At 48.3% G+C, this 19,842-nt stretch carries 15 protein-coding genes and 1 pseudogene; 11 read left to right on the plus strand and 5 right to left on the minus strand.

The window, feature by feature from the left end; genetic code table 11:
• The first annotated feature begins 80 nt into the window (after window positions 1-80).
• Window positions 81-980 carry a myo-inosose-2 dehydratase gene (iolE, locus tag HMPREF0240_RS04745; RefSeq protein ID WP_009002305.1) on the plus strand — a complete coding sequence of 300 codons (900 nt, stop codon included), beginning with the start codon at window positions 81-83 and terminating at the stop codon, window positions 978-980.
• A gap of 90 nt (window positions 981-1,070) precedes the next feature.
• The gene (gene iolG, locus HMPREF0240_RS04750) at window positions 1,071-2,081 is read left to right on the plus strand and encodes an inositol 2-dehydrogenase (RefSeq protein ID WP_035312388.1); all 1,011 of its coding nucleotides are present in this window, start codon (window positions 1,071-1,073) and stop codon (window positions 2,079-2,081) included.
• Window positions 2,082-2,915: 834 nt separating this feature from the next.
• Here the strand turns inward: iolG and HMPREF0240_RS04755 are convergent.
• The 3 genes from HMPREF0240_RS04755 to HMPREF0240_RS04765 are packed head-to-tail and all read right to left on the minus strand — an operon-like array spanning window position 2,916 to window position 8,059.
• Window positions 2,916-4,481 carry a hypothetical protein gene (locus HMPREF0240_RS04755; RefSeq protein WP_035312389.1) on the minus strand — a complete coding sequence of 522 codons (1,566 nt, stop codon included), beginning with the start codon at window positions 4,479-4,481 and terminating at the stop codon, window positions 2,916-2,918.
• 29 nt (window positions 4,482-4,510) lie between these two features.
• Window positions 4,511-6,253: an adenine deaminase gene (ade, locus tag HMPREF0240_RS04760; protein WP_009002309.1), complete on the minus strand. Its 1,743-nt coding sequence runs from the start codon at window positions 6,251-6,253 to the stop codon at window positions 4,511-4,513.
• Window positions 6,254-6,277: 24 nt separating this feature from the next.
• On the minus strand, window positions 6,278-8,059 hold the full coding sequence (locus tag HMPREF0240_RS04765; protein WP_009002310.1) for an adenine deaminase C-terminal domain-containing protein: 1,782 nt from the start codon (window positions 8,057-8,059) through the stop codon (window positions 6,278-6,280).
• A gap of 364 nt (window positions 8,060-8,423) precedes the next feature.
• On the opposite strand from HMPREF0240_RS04765, the gene HMPREF0240_RS04770 reads away from it, so the two are divergent.
• Window positions 8,424-9,446, plus strand: coding sequence for a LacI family DNA-binding transcriptional regulator (locus tag HMPREF0240_RS04770; RefSeq protein ID WP_009002311.1), 1,023 nt, complete (start codon window positions 8,424-8,426; stop codon window positions 9,444-9,446).
• Here the strand turns inward: HMPREF0240_RS04770 and HMPREF0240_RS25280 are convergent.
• Window positions 9,424-9,612 (minus strand): annotated as a pseudogene (locus HMPREF0240_RS25280) (DUF6783 domain-containing protein). The gene HMPREF0240_RS04770 and the pseudogene HMPREF0240_RS25280 overlap by 23 nt on opposite strands.
• Window positions 9,613-9,636: 24 nt before the next feature.
• Here HMPREF0240_RS25280 and HMPREF0240_RS04775 point away from each other — a divergent pair.
• Together HMPREF0240_RS04775 and glpK are read left to right on the plus strand one after the other, a co-directional pair.
• Window positions 9,637-10,209 carry a glycerol-3-phosphate responsive antiterminator gene (locus HMPREF0240_RS04775; RefSeq protein WP_009002312.1) on the plus strand — a complete coding sequence of 191 codons (573 nt, stop codon included), beginning with the start codon at window positions 9,637-9,639 and terminating at the stop codon, window positions 10,207-10,209.
• Window positions 10,210-10,224: 15 nt separating this feature from the next.
• Window positions 10,225-11,721, plus strand: a complete 1,497-nt coding sequence (gene glpK, locus HMPREF0240_RS04780) for a glycerol kinase GlpK (RefSeq protein WP_009002313.1) — start codon at window positions 10,225-10,227, stop codon at window positions 11,719-11,721.
• A gap of 77 nt (window positions 11,722-11,798) precedes the next feature.
• On the opposite strand, the gene HMPREF0240_RS04785 is transcribed toward glpK, so the two are convergent.
• Window positions 11,799-12,632 carry an AraC family transcriptional regulator gene (locus HMPREF0240_RS04785; protein ID WP_035312391.1) on the minus strand — a complete coding sequence of 278 codons (834 nt, stop codon included), beginning with the start codon at window positions 12,630-12,632 and terminating at the stop codon, window positions 11,799-11,801.
• 296 nt (window positions 12,633-12,928) lie between these two features.
• Here HMPREF0240_RS04785 and gnpA point away from each other — a divergent pair, with 296 nt between their 5' ends.
• The 6 genes from gnpA (at window position 12,929) to HMPREF0240_RS04810 (ending at window position 19,752) form a co-directional block, all read left to right on the plus strand.
• Window positions 12,929-15,094 (plus strand): 1,3-beta-galactosyl-N-acetylhexosamine phosphorylase, encoded by a 2,166-nt coding sequence (gene gnpA / locus HMPREF0240_RS04790; RefSeq protein WP_009002315.1) that lies wholly within the window; start codon window positions 12,929-12,931, stop codon window positions 15,092-15,094.
• Window positions 15,095-15,179: 85 nt separating this feature from the next.
• Window positions 15,180-16,535, plus strand: a complete 1,356-nt coding sequence (locus HMPREF0240_RS04795) for a carbohydrate ABC transporter substrate-binding protein (protein WP_009002316.1) — start codon at window positions 15,180-15,182, stop codon at window positions 16,533-16,535.
• A gap of 122 nt (window positions 16,536-16,657) precedes the next feature.
• Window positions 16,658-17,551, plus strand: a complete 894-nt coding sequence (locus HMPREF0240_RS04800; RefSeq protein ID WP_009002317.1) for a sugar ABC transporter permease — start codon at window positions 16,658-16,660, stop codon at window positions 17,549-17,551.
• A gap of 12 nt (window positions 17,552-17,563) precedes the next feature.
• On the plus strand, window positions 17,564-18,436 hold the full coding sequence (locus tag HMPREF0240_RS04805; RefSeq protein WP_035312393.1) for a carbohydrate ABC transporter permease: 873 nt from the start codon (window positions 17,564-17,566) through the stop codon (window positions 18,434-18,436).
• Window positions 18,437-18,448: 12 nt separating this feature from the next.
• On the plus strand, window positions 18,449-18,616 hold the full coding sequence (locus HMPREF0240_RS24250) for a hypothetical protein (RefSeq protein WP_157134225.1): 168 nt from the start codon (window positions 18,449-18,451) through the stop codon (window positions 18,614-18,616).
• A gap of 89 nt (window positions 18,617-18,705) precedes the next feature.
• Window positions 18,706-19,752, plus strand: coding sequence for an aminoglycoside phosphotransferase family protein (locus HMPREF0240_RS04810; protein ID WP_347462559.1), 1,047 nt, complete (start codon window positions 18,706-18,708; stop codon window positions 19,750-19,752).
• The last annotated feature ends 90 nt before the right edge of the window (window positions 19,753-19,842 follow it).

The raw sequence follows: 19,842 nt of genomic DNA on the forward strand, positions 1-19,842 counted from the left end.
TTGCTCCAAATGATATCCTTATATCAGAAAGAAAACAGAGGAAGCTTACAGAGCGGACCGCATATGAAAGGAGAACAATTATGTTTGACAAGAGTAAAGTAAAACTGGGAATCGCACCGATCGCATGGACGAATGATGACCTTCCGGACCTGGGCAGGGAGAATACCTTTGAACAGTGCGTAAGCGAAATGGCGCTTGCAGGATTCACAGGTTCCGAGGTGGGAAATAAATATCCAAAGGATCCGGAGGTATTAAAGAAGGCCCTGAATCTCAGAGGCGTGGAAATATGCAATCAGTGGTTTTCCTCCTTCCTGATTACAAAGCCGTTTGAAGAGGTGGAAACAGAGTTCCGTGCTCAGCTTGCATTTCTAAAGGCAATGGGAGCAAAAGTAATCGGAGCATCGGAGCAGAGCCACAGCGTGCAGGGAATGCAGGACACACCGATCTTTGGGCACAAATACGTGATGGATGATGTGGAATGGGATACATTCTGCCAGGGGATGAACCGGCTCGGGAAAATTGCAAAAGAGGAATACGGCATCAGCCTGACATTCCATCATCATATGGGGACCGTAGTCCAGAATCCGGATGAGGTGGAGCGGATGATGGCAGGCACAGATCCGGAGTACGTAAGCCTTCTGTTTGATACCGGACATTTTGCATACTGCGGTGCGGATCCCCTTGAGATGGTGAAAAAATATGTGGACAGAATTAAGCACGTGCACTTAAAAGATATCCGCCCGGAGGTGGTTGCCAGAGTCCGCGAAGAGAATCTGAGTTTCCTGGAAGGTGTGCGCCAGGGGGCATTTACCGTACCCGGGGATGGCTGCATCGACTTTGATCCAATCTTTAAAGTACTCGAAGACAACGGCTACGAAGGCTATATGCTGGTAGAGGCAGAACAGGATCCGGCAAAGGCTAATCCACTGGAATATGCCATCAAAGCCAGAAAATTTATCGCAGAGAAAACAGGACTGTAGAAATTGAAAACAAGACCATAGAAATAGATAACAGGACAGAAGAAATAGAAGGAACGGGCGGCAGTGAAGACCGCGGAAAGGGATAGCATTATGGTAAAAGTAGGGATTATTGGAGCTGGAAGAATTGGAAAAGTACATACAACAAGTATCTGTACAAGAGTGAAAAATGCAGAGATCAAAACAATTGCGGATCCATTTATGAATGAGGAGACTGCATCATGGGCAAAAGAAATGGGCGTAGAAAACATAACGAAGGATTACAAGGAAATCCTGGCTGATCCGGAGATCGATGCGGTGCTGATCTGTTCCTCAACAGACACACACTCTCCAATCTCAGTGGAAGCTATCAAAGCCGGCAAGCATGTTTTCTGTGAAAAGCCGATCGACCACGACATCGAGAAGATTCAGGAAGTAATCAGCGCCCTGGAAGGCAGCAAAGTAAAATATCAGGTAGGTTTCAACCGCAGATTCGACCACAATTTTGAGGCTGTCAGAAATGCAGTCCAAAACGGTTCCATCGGAGATCCGCACATCATAAAGGTAACGTCAAGAGATCCTGAGCCGCCCAGCCCGGAGTATGTAAAAGTATCCGGCGGAATCTTCCTGGACATGACGATCCACGATTTTGACATGGTAAGATACCTGGCCGGCTGTGACGCAGAAGAAGTATACGTAGAAGCAGCAGTACTCGTAGACCCGGGCATCGGAGAAGCGGGAGACGTGGATACAGCTGTTATTACACTGAAAATGGAAAACGGCGCAATCGCAGTCATCGACAATTCCAGAAAAGCAGCATACGGATATGACCAGAGGGCAGAAGTATTCGGCTCAAAAGGCATGGTTGCAACGTCCAACGATACCTTATCCTCAGCCGTAATCAGCACAGAAAACGGCGTCACAGGAGAAAAACCACTGTACTTCTTCCTGGAGCGCTATATGGATTCCTTTGCAAAAGAAATGAACTGCTTTATTGAGGCGATTGAAAAAGATATCGAAACACCACTGGGAGTGGAGGATGGACTTAAGCCAGTACTTATGGGACTTGCAGCACGCAAATCATTAAACGAACACCGGCCGGTCAAGATATCGGAGGTTCGGTAAGCAACGTGGGGGTGGATGAGGGGCGCCTGAGGAAAGCGGGACGCGCCGATACCGTCCGGGGAGGCTTATGCTGATTTCGGAAACCGGCCGCTTAGCCAAGAAGTTCTAGCCGCGAAAAAGCCGCATTTTATGGGACCGAGCGTATTCACTTAGAAAGCCGATGCTTTCTAAGCTCAGACGCTCTGGAAAATTGATTCGGAATCAATTTTCCCCCATAAAATGCGGCTTTTTCGCGGCAAGAACTTCTACGGCACGCTTAGAGGCTTCCGAAATCAGCATAAGCCTCCCCGGACGGTATCGGCGCGTCCCGCTTTCCTCAGGCTGGGTGCATCAGGGCGGTAGGGTCGCTAATCGGGGGGAGTCCGGGACGGGAGCTGTGGATTAGGTTGGATTGGTGCGACGGGGTGGTTGGGGGATGATTTACCTGATTCGTGTATTCGAGGATATAGAAGCAGAACTGGAGAAGTTTCTTTCCCCAGAACGACTCAATCCGCTGCTCCCGTCTGAGATCCCCCCGTGTAGACGGGTCTTATGTCCTGCCTTGATGCGTCCAGCTGTGCGGAATTGAAATATGCCTCTCACGGATGCTGAATCAGGGCATTAGTGCCGCTTCATCAAAATCGGAGCCGGCATGTGAACTGCTTCCAGGCCCACAAGGCCTGGAAGCAAGCCGACCCGCAGTGAGAATTCATCAGAATTCTCGCGAGTGTCGGCGGTGTTCATCATGCCGGCTCCGATTTTGATTAGCGGCACTTATGTCCAGATTCCGCATCCGTGAGAGGCATATTTCAATTCCGCACAGCGGCCCCCATACCAGCCACTACTTACCAGCCTCTACACATAATCGAAATCGTCTGGCGCCTTAAACCACTTGGATCGCCCCAGGTGTAATATGAAGCACAGTACTGCCATTGAGATATACCCGATCATGAACGGGGATTTGGGGTAGAAGCCAAGGGATGCGCTGTGGATGAACCCGAAAAAGGAGAGGGCGGCTCCTACGAGCGCCGTTATGGCTACCAGGTTCAGCTTTTTATCTATGATGAATGCAGTCATGGTTCCGAGCAGGATACCGATGATGATTGCCCCGGGCTTGACCGCCGGAACCCCATTCCACATGACTCCGGCGTCAAGCAGTGACTGGGTTACCTCCGGGGTGTATCCGGAATATCCGACCGGCAGTGTCTCGGTCCAGACATTGGCGAGACCTGCGGCTCCGGTAATCTGTGTGAACAGGTAGTCGGCAACCGGCGGGATCATGGCAATTCCGACTGCTGCATAGTGTTTTTTGTCACAGTCTTTGAATGCCTGACAGACCATGACGATGGCGCACCACAGATAGGTGACGGCGCATACGGCAGGTGGAACCAGGTTGCTCAGGAAAGTGAAGAGGCCCAGGAGTCCGGCGAGGCCGAGTACCAGACCGGAGACGATGGAGTAGCCGATCCCGGCTTTTGCTTTTTTCAGACCTGCGTGTCCAAGCCATACAGTATTCGGTACAACACCTCCGAAGATGGCGGAGATCATGGTACAGACACCATCGGCGAACTGTGCTTCACGCACATTGTAATTGTCGCCTGCTGCATTGGCAGCTTCTACATTGTCCATTGTTTCGATAAAGTTATAGATTTCGATCGGAATGACAATCGTCAGGTAAGGCGCTACTACGGCAAAACCGCTTAGCAGGTGCTGGATACCGTTTACCGGATTTGGAAAATAAAAGCCGATTCCACTGAAATCAATGCTGGTACGTCCCAGACAGAAAGCATAGATGATGCCCCCTACGATTGCAACCACAAGCGGCGGGATTTTTCCTGGAAACAGATAGCCGCCGAAGACACCGATCATGGCAACGATCAGGATCGGCATACCGATGATCGGGTCGCTGAATACGTCGAACACGCCCTGTGTTGCCATCCAGATAAAGCCGATTCCGGCAACCGTTCCGAGCAGTGCGGCTCTTGGGATTTTTCTTTTCATCCATGGTCCTATAATGCCGCCGAAGAATTCGACCGCGCCTCCGATGAAGCAGGCGGCAATGGCTGCAGACCAGGCGAGTTCGGGATCTTCCAGCGCGTAGTGCAGCGGCATGATTACGCCGTAGAGCATGACGAACATGGCCGGTGTAGAAACCCCGGAGGGCAGTGCGGTTACATCCGCACGCATTTCCTTTTTGGACAGCTTGTAGGCCATGAATGCATAGTATAATCCGCTGAGCATCAAACCGATCGACATTCCGGGAATGACCCTTCCGTATACGATCTCGTCAGGCCAGCCCAGAACACCGGATAAAGTGGCAATTACAATCAGATAGTTTACAATATTGTTGGTGATGGAATAAGCCATCCCCCCAATATCCCCTCTTTGGAATAAAGGCACGAGTGCCCTTTTTTCTCTCATCTCCTTAGTACCTCCGTTTTTCCAGCTCTTTATTCTGCTTCCACAGTAATAAAATCGAACTTTGTTACATCAAATAATCCCATATCTGTAAGCTTCACTTCCGGAATGACCGCCAGCGACATGAAACACAGTGTCATAACCGGTTCTACATTCTCGCTGATCCCCAGTTCTCTGTATGCTGCATCGTGGATGCGGGTCAGCTTTTCATCGACCCATTCTCCGCTCTGGTCGCTCATCAGTCCGCCAAGCGGCATCGGCATGGATTCTACTACACGGCCGTCTTTTACAAGTACGATACCGCCGTTCTGCCGGATCAGTTTCTGTACGGCAAATTCCATCTCCTCATCGGTTACGCCCACAGTGATGATATTATGTGAGTCATGGGCAACGGATAAAGCTACGGCGCCCTCTCTGATTCCATAGCCGCGCAGAAGCGCAGTGGCAACGTTGCCGGTCTCCTGATGGCGTTCAATAACGGCAATTTTCACAATATCAGCGTCCGGGTTCCTTACAAAATCACCGGATGTATCAAGTTCAATGTCCGTAACACCTTTTGCGGTTACGACACCGCCGGGCAGGATGTCAATCACATTGACATGCCCTGATTTCAGGTGCATTTTCAGTTTCTCTTTCGAAAAATCTTTTACATGGAAGCTGCCTTTTACCGATGAGATATCCCATTTTTCAACCGGAAGCAGATACTTTCCGTTTTCTGCTACAAGCGCTCCCTCTATCCAGACTTTTGATACGGAGAAGTCTTTTAGATTATCGAGCAGTACGATGTCCGCGCGCAGCCCCGGAGCGATGGCTCCTCTGTCATACAGGCGGAAGCATTCTGCCGCATTCAGGCTTGCCATGCGGATTGCTGTAATTGCATCCACGCCTTCTTCCACGCAGATGGTAAGATGATTGTCCAGATGTCCCAGCTCCAGAATCGTCTTGGGCTGGCGGTCGTCCGAGCAGAGCAGGCAGCGCCGGCTGTTCATAGGGGTCAGACCCCTGAGCAGCGGCCGCAGGTCATGGCAGGCGGAGCCCTGTCTCAAAAGGACATACAGGCCCCGGGAAATACGGTCCAGCATTTCTTCCACGGTAGAGCATTCGTGATCTGTGTGAACCAGGGCTGCGGCATAGGCATTCAGATCTCTGCCTGAGACTCCGGGACTGTGGCCGTCAATCAGTTTGCCGTTTTCCTTTGCTGTCATGATTTTGTCAAGGTCACTTTCACATGCGTTAATCAGACCGGGAAAGTTCATATATTCTCCCAGGCCCAGGATTCTTTCGTTTTTAATCGGGCCTTTCATCGCCTCTGCGTCTATATTGGCTCCTGCATGCTCAAAGGGAGTGGCAGGGACGCAGGAGGGGAGCATATATTTGATATCCAGCGCGGTACCCTCGGCGGCCTGCAGCATGTAGTCCAGTCCCCGGATCCCGCATACATTTACAATTTCGTGGGGGTCTGCAATGATGGTTGTGGCGCCGTGGGGAACCAGGAGCCGTCCGATCTCTTCGGGGCTGACATAGGCGGATTCGATATGGATATGGCTGTCGATGAATCCGGGGGCAGCATATTTTCCCTCTGCATCAATTTCTTCCCGTCCTTCGTAGCTTCCGATTCCGGCAATCATTCCCCGGCACAGTGCGATATCTCCTTCCAGAATGCCTCCGTTGTAGACATCAACAATCCTGCAGTTTTTGATCACGGTATCCGCAGTTTTTCTTCCTGCCGCTACTTCAATCAGTTCCTTCAGGCTATCTTTGCTCATTTTACTCATAGATATTCCTCCTTACTGAAAATCTTATTGTTCCTTCAGATTTAAAATCGGATTAAATGTAGTCAGGTTCGTATAGTCAACAGGTCCTACATCCGTGATTGCATAATCCGGAATTGCTGTGATGGGGAGGAAGAACATATACATCAGCGGTTCAGGCAATGTGGAACCGAGGCCCTGTGCTGCTTTGTTCAGACGTTTTTCCTGTGCTGCAATAACTTCCGGTTCTTCATCACTGGCGATTCCGCCCACCGGCAGCGGTAAGAACTCTATAATTTCCCCACTTGAAACAACGACCTGTCCGCCGCCCTGTTCGATCAGATAGTTGACGGCGAGAGACATGTCTTCTGCATTGACACCCATTACAATCAGGTTATTATCGTCCGGTGCGGCAGAAGAGGCCATGGCACCTTTTTTCAGATTCCAGCCGGAACAGAAAGCGAGGGAACGGTTGCCGTTTCGCCCAAATCTCTCGAGGACGGAGACAAGAGCAACGTCCTGATCAGGATCGGGAAGAACGATACCATTTTCTACTTTCAGGGTGACGTCTCTTCTCTTGCGAACAAAAGGACCCTGTACGTCCATTGCCAGTACATCTGCAGTACCATTTGGAATCTCTACCTTATACTCGAAATCTGCTTTCGTTGTTTTTTCGCATTTTAATTCGCTTTTCAGGACCGAGCTTCTTTCCGGTGCCTTCAGTTCATAAGCCAGCTTACCGTCACGCGCTGCAAGGCAGCCGTTGGAGATGACGGCCTCCACATGGAATTCTTCGGGTGAATCTACAAGCAGAATGTCCGCGATTCTTCCGGGCGAGATGGAGCCTACAAGGTGGTCTATGCGGTAGGCTTCCGCACTGTTGATCGTTCCCATCTGAATGGCGGTCATCGGCTCTACACCTGCGGCAATTGCCAGGCGGACAACATGGTCCAGGTGGCCCTTTTCCAGTACATCTGTTGCGGTTACGTCATCTGTACAGAAGCTTACCCGGCGTGCCATCATAGGATTGACTTCGGTGACTGCACGGATATTTTCTGCGAGGAAATGTGTGACAGAGGATTCGCGGATCAGCATATGCATTCCTTTGCGCATCTTCTCTACAACCTCTTCGTGGTCATAACTTTCGTGGTCCAGACGGACTCCTCCGCAGAGATAGCCATTCAGGTCGTTCCCTCTTGCCATCGGTGCACATCCGAATACCGGAATGCGGTTTTTAAATGCCTGTTCGATTGCACCCAGAGTATCTTCATCTTCTTCCTGCAGGAATTCACGCACTGTTTCCCAGACGCCGTAGCATTCCGGCCACTGCTGCACTTCTGCATGAACCTCTTTATTGAAGTTGAATGCTACCGTAGATTCGGGAATTGTATAAGGTGTCTTGTACGGTGCACCCCAGAAAACTTTGAGCGGACTTTTCTTTACTTCTGCGAGGACTTCCTTCAGGCCTTCCAGCCCGGATACGGAAATATATTCATCCAACCCGGAAATCATGCTTGTTGTGCCGCAGGGAACGACGGCTTTGGCAAAACTGGTAATACTGAGCTTGCTGCACTCGCTGTGGATATGCCCGTCAATGAGTCCGGGTACCAGATATCTTCCGGAAGCGTCAATTACTTCGGTCTCAGGTCCCGTATAGTCTTCCACATTACCGACTGCGGCAATCATGTCTTTGTAAATTGCAACATCAGCAGGATAAATCTCACTGGTCATGACATTGACGAGGAGACCTCCCTTTACTACAGTGTCTGCGGGGAGAATTCCTCTTCCTGCACGAATCATTTCTTTCAGATTTTCGATTGTTCTTTCCATACATGTTCCTCCTTCACTCTTGAAACAACTCTTTTTTTGAGTAATAAAAAAGATACATCGGCCGCAGAGAGCGGCTAAACAGGTTTCCCGTCCTGCGAATGTATCTTGTAGAATTTGCCATATGGAATTTGTTTCATCATATCACACTTTTATAGGTTAGAAAAGGAGGGAAGCCGCTGTTTTCCAGCGATTATCTATTAAATTTACTTATATTTATTTATTAACATTTTGAAGCTGGGCTAATCACTCGAAAGAAAAAAAGATTTATCTTTTTAATGTGCAAAAACGCACGCGTTTTATTGCGTGCAGGCACATCGTATGATAAAATATAAGAAGTGACAGATCATGAAAAAGGAGAACGGATATGGCAGTGACAATTCAGGATATCGCGGAGGCGGCCGGGGTGTCCAGAGGTACCGTTGACAGGGCGATTAATAACCGGGGCCGGATTAATCCGGAGGTGGCGGATCGGGTTCGGGAGATAGCACAGGAGATGGGATATGTACCCAGACGCAGAAAACTGGAGAAGGGGCCGAAGAATATAAAGATCGGGGTTGTGATGCAGCTCTCGAAGGCGTCTTTTATGATCCAGGTGAAACGGGGCATCGAGGATGCGGCCGGGGAACTGAAGAACAGAGGTGTAGAACTGCTGTTGGAAGACTGCAGGAACGTAGACGAGCTGGAACAGCTGAGGGCTGTGGAAAGGCTTGTGGAACGGGGGGTATCCGGCATTGCAATCATGCCTGTTGAATGCAATGAAGTGCGGGATGAGATCAACGGGCTGATTGATGAAAAAAAGATTCCGGTTGTGACTTTTAACTCAGATATTGTCGGGACAAAACGAAGCTGCTTTGTGGGGCTGGACAATAAGAAAAGCGGATATACTGCAGGCGGACTTATGGGGCTGATGACCGGCGGATGTGGAAAAGTGCTGGTTATTACCGGATATTTTGGAAACAGTGTGAATAACATGCGTGTGGATGGCGTGGTGGAGGAATTAAAGGCCTCTTATCCCGGGGTTGAGCTGGTCGGTGTACAGAGTAGTTTTGATGAAAGCGCCGAGGTAGAGAAGCTTGTTATCAATGCAATGACCATGTTCCCGGAGCTAAAGGGGATTATCGTCGTGTCAGGCGGCCAGGCGGGAATCCGCAGCGCGTTTGAAAAGATGGCGCCCGGGAAGCGGCCGTTTGTGATTGTATATGATCTGACTCCCAGAAATATTGGGCTTCTGAAAGACGGGCTTGTGGATTTTCTGATTGATCAGGACGGGTATACCCAGGGGTACCGTTCCCTGTTTATTCTGGCTGATCTTCTGCAGAAGGGCAGAGAGCCGGAGTCAGAATTTTTATATACTGACATTGTCATCAAGACGAGGAATAATGTTTAGCCAGGACAGGGCGTGTCTGAAAATTCATTCCCATCATCTGCACGCCCCACTCCGCGGTAGATTTGGCCCAAATTCACTTAACGTAGCCCGCTACGCCGCGCTCATTTGGGCCAAATCTACCACAAAGTGGGACGCACAGCTGACGGAAAGCAATTTTCAGACACACCCTAGGCCGGAAGGAGCGGACAGAATGCGGAAATTTTATGAGGTGGTAGAAGCAAATCCGGTGATAGCAGCCGTGAAGGACGAGGAAGGGCTGGAAATGTGCTGTTCCATGGAGGAGATGAAGGTTATTTTTGTGCTTTTCGGGGATATCTGTTCCATTCCGGGGATAGTGAAGCGGATTAAAGATGCGGGAAAGACGGCACTGGTCCACATAGACCTGATTACCGGTCTGAGCGCAAAGGAGGCTGCGGTAGATTATATAAGAAGCAACACCTCAGCTGATGGGATTCTGTCAACCAAACCGCTGATGATCCAGCGCGCAAAGGAACTGTCCATGTATACGGTACTGCGTTTTTTCGTCATCGATTCCATGGCCATAAAGAGTATAGAGAATCTAGACAGGCAGAGAGGCGGAAAGCCGGATTTTATAGAAGTGATGCCGGGTGTGATGCCCAAGGTCATCAGCAGGATATGCCGAAGCAGCCGGATTCCGGTGATCGCCGGCGGCCTGATAGCCGATAAAGAGGATGTAATGGGGGCGCTTGAGGCGGGGGCTATGGCGGTATCGTCAACAGACCAGAGTGTCTGGGAATTATAAAAGGAGGTTATTACAATGGCAAAGTATGTGATGGCGCTGGATTCAGGGACAACCAGCAACAGGTGTATTCTTTTCAATGAAAAGGGTGAGATGTGCAGTATGGCACAGAAAGAATTTACCCAGTATTTTCCGAAACCGGGATGGGTAGAGCACAATGCGGAGGAAATCTGGTCCAGCCAGCTTGAAGTGGCACATCAGGCGATGAGCAATATCAATGCTACAGCCGCCGATATCGCGGCAATCGGAATTACAAATCAGAGGGAAACAACGATCGTCTGGGATAAAGAATCAGGAGAACCCGTCTATCATGCGATTGTATGGCAGTGCAGGCGGACATCCGAGTACTGCGACAGCCTGAAAGAAAAAGGGCTGACAGATAAATTCAGGAAGAAGACCGGACTGGTGATTGATGCTTATTTTTCCGGGACTAAGGTAAAATGGATTCTGGATAACGTGGAGGGGGCAAGGGAGCGCGCAGAGCGCGGTGAGCTTTTATTCGGAACCGTCGAGACATGGCTGATCTGGAAGCTGACAAAAGGGGCGGTTCATGTGACGGATTATTCCAATGCCTCCAGAACCATGATGTTTAATATCAATACGCTGCGGTGGGATACGGAAATACTGGCTGAACTTGGGATACCGTCCTGCATGCTTCCGGAGGCGAAGCCGTCCAGCTGTGTATACGGGGAGGCGGATGCCGGATTTTTCGGGGCGCCGATTCCGATTGCAGGGGCGGCGGGGGACCAGCAGGCGGCACTGTTCGGACAGACATGCTTCAGAGAAGGCGAGGCTAAGAATACATACGGGACAGGTTGTTTCCTGCTTATGAATACCGGGGAGAAACCGGTCTTTTCCGAGAACGGGCTTGTAACTACCATTGCCTGGGGACTGGACGGAAAAGTCAATTACGCACTGGAAGGTTCTATCTTTGTAGCCGGTGCTGCTATCCAGTGGCTGCGGGATGAGATGCAGCTGATCGATTCGTCTCAGATCTCAGAGTATATGGCACAGAAAGTCGAGGATACCAACGGATGCTACGTGGTTCCTGCATTTACCGGGCTTGGTGCTCCGCACTGGGACCAGTATGCAAGAGGATCGATTGTGGGGCTGACCCGGGGCGTGAATAAGTACCATATTATACGCGCCACATTGGAATCTCTGGCGTATCAGGTCAACGACGTGCTTCAGGCCATGGAGGCGGATTCCGGGATCAGACTTTCTGCATTGAAGGTGGATGGAGGCGCCAGCGCAAATAATTTCCTCATGCAGACACAGGCGAATATTAGCAATGCCCCGGTAAAACGTCCGCAGTGTGTGGAGACAACGGCCATGGGGGCGGCTTATCTGGCCGGTATTGCTGTGGGATACTGGAAGAGCAAGGAGGAAGTGCTGACGAACTGGGCAATTGACAGGGTGTTTGAGCCGGACATTGAGGCAGATGCTCGGGAGAAGATGCTCCGCGGATGGAACAAGGCGGTGCGGTATTCTTATGGCTGGGCGAAGGAAGATTAAAGTAGTGGCGATGGATTTTCATTACTGTCAGCTGGTGAAGGTCTGGCAGTTTTGTTCCGGCTGATGAAGTCCTGTTCTTATGTATCCTGGTGGTTTTTGCGGTATGACGCCGGGGGCAGTCCTGTGTAGCGCTTAAACGACTGTGAAAAGTAATTGGCAGAAGAGAACCCGGTCGTATGTGCGATCTGCGTGATACTGAAATCCGTTGACTTTAACAGTTCCTTGCTGTGCAGGATCCGGCGTTCCAGCAGATAGGTGATGGGAGAAATCCCAAATGCGTGGTTAAAAAGGTGTGACAGGTAGAATTTATTCAGGTGGGATACTTCGGCTAACTTATCCAGCGTTATATTTTCCTGATAATGTGTGTCAATATAGCACTTGAGCGTCTCACATTCCCCCGGGATGTTCTTGGACGAATACGGCGTGAACTGGTCCCCGCTTATGCGCAGAATCTTTAAGAGCAGTATGCTCAGAAAATGATGGCAGATAAGCTCCGAGGATGTGCGCCGCCCTCTGGCCTCGTCCAGCATCATCTGCATAATCGGAAGGCAGGCATCCCTGTGTTTATAAAAATCATGGACACGGTATGCACCGTATTCAGTACCTGAAAATTGAAAATGGAGATTATCTATGCCAAGCACGATATAAGTCAGCGGATGTGTAACAGAGGACTTTTCCGTGTGCCGGATATTAGGGTTAATCAGAATCAGGGAGTCCCTTTCAATGGGGACTTCTTCTGATTCTGTGCAGAAATGCCCCTGTCCGTCCAGAACATAGAAAAGTTCTGCAAAACTATGGGAATGAAACATACTGATCCAGTCATTCCCATAAGTGGCCGAAGAGATATACAGAAGCCTTTCAAGCGGCTCCTGACTGTAAAGATCAGTAATCGAATATTGAATATGTGCCATAAAGAACACTCCTCTCTGAATCAAGGTAAGCCTTAGCATACCTGTTGCCAGGTGCGTGTCATGCTGAACATGACATGCGGTTCCTGATATCATCATACCATCCCATAGAAATAAAGACAAGATATATAACTTTTAGAGCAATAAGTAAGTTGATTAAAGCCGCTTTAATCCATATACTTGAATTAAAGAATTGTGCAAATGCTATAAAAACCAATAAGATAATAAATGTAATTTGTATAAAGTGAAACTCTTAAAAGCACACATGCACAGTCTCGAATAGCAAAAGGAGACAAAATATGGAAAGCAATTTATCTTTTGGACGGGTGACAATCCCGACAGATATTGACGTGGTGAATGAGACTAAAGAGATTCTGAAGCGATGGGGCGCAGATGCAATAAGGGACTGCGACGGTACGGATTTTCCAGAAGAATTACGCAATGTGAATGCAAAGGTATATTCTACATATTATACAACGAGAAAAGACAACGAATGGGCAAAGGCAAACATGGACGAAGTGCAGCAGATGTATATTATGACAGATTTCCATTATGCTTCTGAAAAGACACTGCGTATCCACCTGATGAGCCATCTCTATCCGGACATGCTTGCGGTAAACACACGTGATGACATCAGCCGCTGGTGGGAAGTGATTGACCGCACGACAGGGGAAGTCATCCCGTATGGTATCTGGAATTATGATGAGGAATCCGGTGACGTGGTGATCAGCCCCGCCTGGCTGTACCATGATTATACTGTGAGCTTTCTGGCTTACATCATGTGGGATCCGGTACATATGTACAATGCAGTGACGAACGGATGGAAGGATGTAGAGAAACAGATCACCTTCGATGTCAGGCAGCCGAAGACAAAGGCATATTCGATGCAGCGCCTGCGCCGCTTCCTGGAGAGCAGCCCGCATGTTGATGTCATCCGGTACACGACCTTTTTCCATCAGTTTACATTGATTTTCGATGAACTGGCAAGAGAAAAATACGTGGACTGGTACGGGTATTCCGCCTCAGTCAGTCCATATATTTTGGAACAGTTTGAACAGGAGATGGGATACAGGTTCCGTCCGGAGTTCATTATCGACCAGGGATACATGAATAATACATATAGGATACCTTCCAGGGAATTTCAGGATTTCCAGAAGTTCCAGAGAAGAGAAGTAGCAAAGCTTGCAAAGGAAATGGTAGATATCACCCACGAGTACGGCAAAGAGGCCATGATGTTTCTGGGCGACCACTGGATTGGCATGGAACCGTTTATGGATGAGTTCCGGTCAATCGGGCTGGATGCGGTTGTGGGAAGCGTGGGGAATGGCTCCACACTCCGGCTGATTAGTGATATCAAAGGTGTCAATTATACAGAAGGGCGTTTCCTGCCTTACTTTTTCCCGGATGTGTTCCACGAAGGCGGCGATCCGGTAAAGGAAGCAAAATATAACTGGGTGACTGCAAGGCGGGCAATTTTGAGAAGCCCCATTGACAGGATCGGTTACGGCGGTTATCTGAAGCTTGCACTGGAGTTTCCGGAGTTTATTGATTATGTAGAAACAGTATGCAATGAATTCCGGGTATTATATGATAACATCACAGGCACCACACCTTACTGCGTAAAACGTGTGGCCGTACTGAACTGCTGGGGTCGGATGCGTGCATGGGGCAACCACATGGTGCATCATGCGATCTACCATAAACAGAATTATTCCTATGCAGGTATCATCGAGGCTCTGAGCGGTGCGCCGTTTGATGTGAAGTTTATCAGTTTTGACGACATCAGGGAGAATCCCGATATCTTAAAAGACATTGATGTAATCCTAAATATCGGGGATGCCGATACCGCTTACACTGGTGGAGAAAACTGGATTGACGAGAAGATTGTGACAGCAGTGAAGCACTTCATATACGAAGGCGGCGGATTCATCGGCGTTGGGGAACCGACGGCACACCAGTGGCAGGGCAGGTTCTTTCAGCTGGCAGGTGTGATGGGAGTGGAAAAAGAAAACGGCATGACACTGAACAGGGATAAGTATAACTGGGAAGAACATGCACATTTCATTACCGCGGACTGTAACGATGAGATTGATTTCGGCGAGGGCCAGAAGAGTATTTATGCCCTAGACGGAACAACGATTCTCTGCCAGAGAGAGAAAGAAGTGCAGCTGGCCGTCAACACATTCGGCAGGGGGAGAAGTGTCTATATCAGCGGACTACCGTACAGCTTCGAGAACAGCAGGCTTCTTTACAGGGCCGTGATCTGGTCTGCATCAGATGAAGATAATCTGGAAAGATGGTTCAGCAGCAATTATAATGTAGAAGTTCACGCATATGTGGCTAATGGCAAGTACTGTGTCGTTAATAATACATATGAAGAACAGGATACGATCGTGTATAAGGGTGACGGAGGCAGCTTCCCGCTCCACCTGGAAGCAAACGAGATCATTTGGTATGAAATTTAAGAACAGCTGTACCGTTCTTAAAATATATCTGCCGGTGTGAATTCCCGGCAGAGTAAACTTTATTAATAACAGGGAGGTAAGAAGTATGAAAAGAAAACTGGTGAGCGTTTTATTGTGTGCAACAATGATCGGTACACTGGCAGTCGGATGCGGAAACAAAGACAAAGGCTCTGATTCCGGTGACGCCAAAGATTCCGGCTCAGGGGATGGGCAGGTATTGAAGGTGGCTGCATTTGAAGGCGGTTACGGTGCTGAGATGTGGGATGAGGTTGCAAAGGCATTCGAAGAGACACACAAAGGCGTAAAGGTGGAACTGACAGTCGACAAGAAAATCGAGGATGTCATCAGCCCAAGCATGAAAGCAGGTGACTATCCGGATGTTGTACACTGTGCAACAGGGCGTGAAGCGGCACTTACAGAGACTCTGACGAAGGAAAAAGGTCTTCTTGAACTGACAGATGTTCTGGATATGACAGTTCCGGGTGAAGATGTTACTGTAAAGGATAAGATACTTCCGGGATTCCTTGATACATTAGGAACGATGCCTTATGCTGACGGCGTGACATATTATGCACCAATGTTCTACAGCCCATGTGGCCTGTTCTACAATGCAGGACTGCTGAAAGAAAAAGGCTGGGAAGTTCCGAAGACATGGGATGAGATGTGGGAATTAGGCGATAAAGCGAAAGCTGAGGGAATCTCCTTATTTACATATCCGACACCTGGATATTTTGATGCATTCACATATGCACTTCTGGAATCATCAGGCGGAGCTGACTTCTATAACGAAGCAATGACATACAAAGACGGTATCTGGGAGTCTCCGAAAGCAACAGCAGTATTTGACCTGGTTGGAAAGCTTGCGGATTACACAGAGCCGACAACAGTTGCCAACGCAAACGATGATAACTTTACAAAGAACCAGCAGCTGATTCTTGATAACAAAGCAATCTTCTGCCCGAACGGGACATGGCTTCCGGGAGAAATGGCAGACGCTCCGAAGGCGGACGGATTCGAATGGGGCTTCACAGCAGTTCCGGCAGTAGCAAAAGACGCCAAACCATCATCCTTCACATTCTTCGAACAGATGTGGATTCCGGCAGAAGCTGAGAACCAGGATCTTGCAAAAGAATTTATAGCATTTATGTATTCTGACAAAGCAGCTGACATCTTTGCAAAATCAGGCGCTGTACAGCCAATCAACGGCATGGCAGATAAACTGGATGCAGACAGCCAGTTATACTACCACATTTATGACAATGACGCTGCAGTTGCAGTTATGGGCGGATTTGCAGCAACAGAGCCTGTAGAGGGCGTTTCAATGGCAGATTCTCTGTTCAAGGCAGTTAACAGTGTTATGAGCGGCGACAAGACTGTTAAAGACTGGCAGGCAGATGTTGAGGCTACAAGCGACAAATTAAGAGATGCTATGACTAAATAATCAGGAAGCAATGAGAGATATATAAGCGGCAGGGGACAAAGAAGGAAGTATTCCGGGCGTGTTCCCTGCGCTTTATCAAAATGTGATTTGAACAGTCACACACGGGGACAGGAGGAATATATATGCGGCACAAAAAGGGCAGAAGCGGATTTATCGCAGCCTGTGTATTGCCATCCGTGATTTTATTTGTTATTTTCATGGTGATACCGACCATCAATGTATTTAAGATGTCACTCTATAAATGGGGCGGCTTCTCGAATAACAAGAAGTTTGTCGGTTTTAATAATTTTAAAATTTTATTTGAGGATCAGAAGTTTTTCAGGTCCTTCCAGAACTCGATCCTTCTGATTGTACTCGTTACAATCATTACACTTTTCTTTGCACTCGTATTTGCGGCGATCCTATCACGCGAAAATCTGAAGGGTCAGAATTTTTTCAGGGTTATTTTCTACATTCCGAATATTTTATCAGTAGTAGTAATTTCTGCAATATTCTCTGCTATTTACGATCCGACCAATGGCCTTTTAAACAGCATCCTTGGGATCTTCCGGGGGAAAGACGCCGCACCGATCCTTTGGCTCGGTGATCAGAGTATTGTCATCTACAGTCTGGTGATTGCAATGGTGTGGCAGGCAATCGGTTATTACATGGTTATGTATATGGCAAGTATGACCAGCGTTCCTGAGAGTCTTTATGAATCGGCGGACCTGGAAGGGGCAGGAAAGGTGAAACAGTTTTTCAGCATCACACTTCCTCTGATCTGGACAAATATCCGTACAACGCTTACATTCTTTATCATCAGTTCCATTAACTTAAGCTTCCTGTTTGTAAAAGCTCTTACAAACGGCGGTCCGGATGGCTCAACTGAAGTATTCTTAAGCTATATGTACGGTCAGGCATACACCAATTCCTCTTATGGATATGGTATGGCAATCGGCGTTGTAGTATTCTTGTTCTCATTCGGTCTGTCCGCAGTAGTCAACTTCGCTACGAAGCGGGAACCGCTTGAATTTTAGGAGGTGCGGATAATGAAAAAAAGTAAATGTAAAGCCTCCAGAATCGTTGTTTACATCCTGCTGATTGTTTTGGCAGTCAGCATCATCGTTCCGGTAGGCTGGGTATTCCTGGCATCAATCAAGGAAAACTCTGAGTTCTACGGCAACCCGTGGACACTGCCGAAGGGCTTTTATTTCCAGAACTTTGTGGATGCCTTTTCAAAAGCGAAGATGGGAGATTACTTCCTGAATTCGATTATTGTAACAGTTCTTGCACTGCTTCTTCTGCTGGTTGTGGCGCTGCCTTCTGCATATGTGCTGGCACGCTATAAGTTCAGGGGCAGCAAGTTCCTGAATGTGATGTTCATGGGTGGTCTGTTTATCAATGTGAACTACATTGTTGTTCCGATCTTCCTGATGCTGGTAGACGGGGATAAGATGCTGAAGCAGCTGTTCGGTTCCGGATTACTGATCAACAACAGGTTTATGGTCGCGCTGATCTATGCGGCGACGGCACTGCCTTTTACAATCTACCTTCTGTCCGGGTTCTTTGTTTCCATTCCGAAGGACTATGAGGAGGCGGCATTTGTAGACGGGAGTGGATATTTCTATACAATGGTGAAAATCATGATGCCGATGGCAAGGCCTAGTATCATCACAATCATACTGTTTAACTTCCTGTCATTCTGGAATGAATATATCATTTCCATGACACTTCTGACGGAAAAGGAACTGAAAACACTGCCGGTCGGACTGATGCAGCTGATGCAGGCGCAGAAGTCAGCGGCTAATTACGGGCGGCTCTATGCCGGGCTGATCATTGTCATGCTGCCAACACTGATCCTGTATATCCTTGTACAGAAGAAGCTGACACAGGGCATGAGCCTTGGCGGTTTGAAAGGATAGGTGGTATTGTTTATGAATAAATGGGTAGAAATGATACTGTGCATTCTGGTATTTTGTATCTGCATTGTTTTGGTAATCATAGGACAGAAGACGGTCGGGATTAAAAACCTCCTGCTCCAGCTTGTCGGACTTGTGGGAATTCTGGCACTTCTGTACGGCTATAATAAGAAATATAAGTAACAGGCTAAGGAGACACTATGACAAATATTACAAAAACAGAACTTGAAGAGGTATTGAACGCATACCGGCATATCGGAACGCTGAAATCAATGACACCATACGGGAACGGACATATCAACAATACATTCCTTCTGACATATGAAATTCCTGGTCGGCAGGATAAAAGGCTTATCCTTCAGGAAATGAACCGTGAAGTATTTAAACGGCCGAAGGAGCTGATGGAGAATATCATCGGGGTTACATCCTACCTTCGAGGGAAAATCATCGAAAATGGCGGAGATCCGGAACGAGAGACGCTGAACGTTGTTCCTGCGGAGGATGGGGAAGATTATTATGTGGATTCCAGAGGGGCATATTGGAGAGCCTACCTGTTCATAGAGGATGCGACCTGCTATGAGCAGGTGGAGACAAAGGAAGATTTTTATCAGAGTGCCCTTGCGTTTGGTAATTTCCAGCATCTCCTTGCCGGCTACCCGGCTGAGACACTTCATGAGACGATTCCGCAGTTCCATGATACGAGAAAGCGTTTCAATGACTTTTTGAGGGCTGTGGAAGAAGACAGGCTGGGAAGAGCGGCCCTTGTTCAGGATGAAATTAATTTCGTGATGAAAAGAGAAGAAAATGCAGATATTTTCGGTGATATGCTGGAGAGAAAGGAATTGTCTCTGCGCGTGACTCACAATGACACGAAGCTGAATAATATTATGATTGATAATGCAACAAGAATAGGAATCTGTGTGATTGATCTGGATACGGTAATGCCGGGGTTTGCCATGAACGATTTCGGGGATTCCATACGGTTCGGGGCCAATACGGCTGCCGAGGACGAAACAGATCTATCGAAAGTCTCCTGTGACCTGGAACTGTTTGAGGTCTACGTGGAAGGATTCCTCAAAGGGTGTAAGGGAAGCCTGACAGAGACAGAGATACGCCTGCTGCCGATGGGGGCAAAGGTCATGACGTATGAATGCGGAATAAGATTCCTTACGGATTACCTTGAGGGTGACCATTACTTCAGAATACACCGTGAAAACCATAATCTCGACAGGGCGAGAACACAGTTTAAGCTCATAGAAGATATGGAGGCGAAGTGGGGTGAGATGGAAGCCATCGTAAGAAAATCCGCAAATAAGTAAACGAAAAACTCCCGTGCAGTTTTTATTCAGCTGCATGTGAGCTTTTCATTTGCCGGATTTGTCAGATCATATGTGTTTCCCAATACGACA

The sequence above is a fragment of the Clostridium sp. D5 genome (genome assembly GCF_000190355.1).
In the GTDB taxonomy this organism is placed as follows: domain Bacteria; phylum Bacillota; class Clostridia; order Lachnospirales; family Lachnospiraceae; genus Faecalicatena; species Faecalicatena fissicatena_A.

Coding starts and splice junctions, on each gene's coding strand:
- iolE (WP_009002305.1), top strand. CDS start 81: ATGTTTGACAAGAGTAAAGTAAAACTGGGAATCGCACCGATCGCATGG.
- iolG (WP_035312388.1), top strand. CDS start 1,071: ATGGTAAAAGTAGGGATTATTGGAGCTGGAAGAATTGGAAAAGTACAT.
- HMPREF0240_RS04755 (WP_035312389.1), bottom strand. CDS start 4,481: ATGAGAGAAAAAAGGGCACTCGTGCCTTTATTCCAAAGAGGGGATATT.
- ade (WP_009002309.1), bottom strand. CDS start 6,253: ATGAGTAAAATGAGCAAAGATAGCCTGAAGGAACTGATTGAAGTAGCG.
- HMPREF0240_RS04765 (WP_009002310.1), bottom strand. CDS start 8,059: ATGGAAAGAACAATCGAAAATCTGAAAGAAATGATTCGTGCAGGAAGA.
- HMPREF0240_RS04770 (WP_009002311.1), top strand. CDS start 8,424: ATGGCAGTGACAATTCAGGATATCGCGGAGGCGGCCGGGGTGTCCAGA.
- HMPREF0240_RS04775 (WP_009002312.1), top strand. CDS start 9,637: ATGCGGAAATTTTATGAGGTGGTAGAAGCAAATCCGGTGATAGCAGCC.
- glpK (WP_009002313.1), top strand. CDS start 10,225: ATGGCAAAGTATGTGATGGCGCTGGATTCAGGGACAACCAGCAACAGG.
- HMPREF0240_RS04785 (WP_035312391.1), bottom strand. CDS start 12,632: ATGGCACATATTCAATATTCGATTACTGATCTTTACAGTCAGGAGCCG.
- gnpA (WP_009002315.1), top strand. CDS start 12,929: ATGGAAAGCAATTTATCTTTTGGACGGGTGACAATCCCGACAGATATT.
- HMPREF0240_RS04795 (WP_009002316.1), top strand. CDS start 15,180: ATGAAAAGAAAACTGGTGAGCGTTTTATTGTGTGCAACAATGATCGGT.
- HMPREF0240_RS04800 (WP_009002317.1), top strand. CDS start 16,658: ATGCGGCACAAAAAGGGCAGAAGCGGATTTATCGCAGCCTGTGTATTG.
- HMPREF0240_RS04805 (WP_035312393.1), top strand. CDS start 17,564: ATGAAAAAAAGTAAATGTAAAGCCTCCAGAATCGTTGTTTACATCCTG.
- HMPREF0240_RS24250 (WP_157134225.1), top strand. CDS start 18,449: ATGAATAAATGGGTAGAAATGATACTGTGCATTCTGGTATTTTGTATC.
- HMPREF0240_RS04810 (WP_347462559.1), top strand. CDS start 18,706: ATGACACCATACGGGAACGGACATATCAACAATACATTCCTTCTGACA.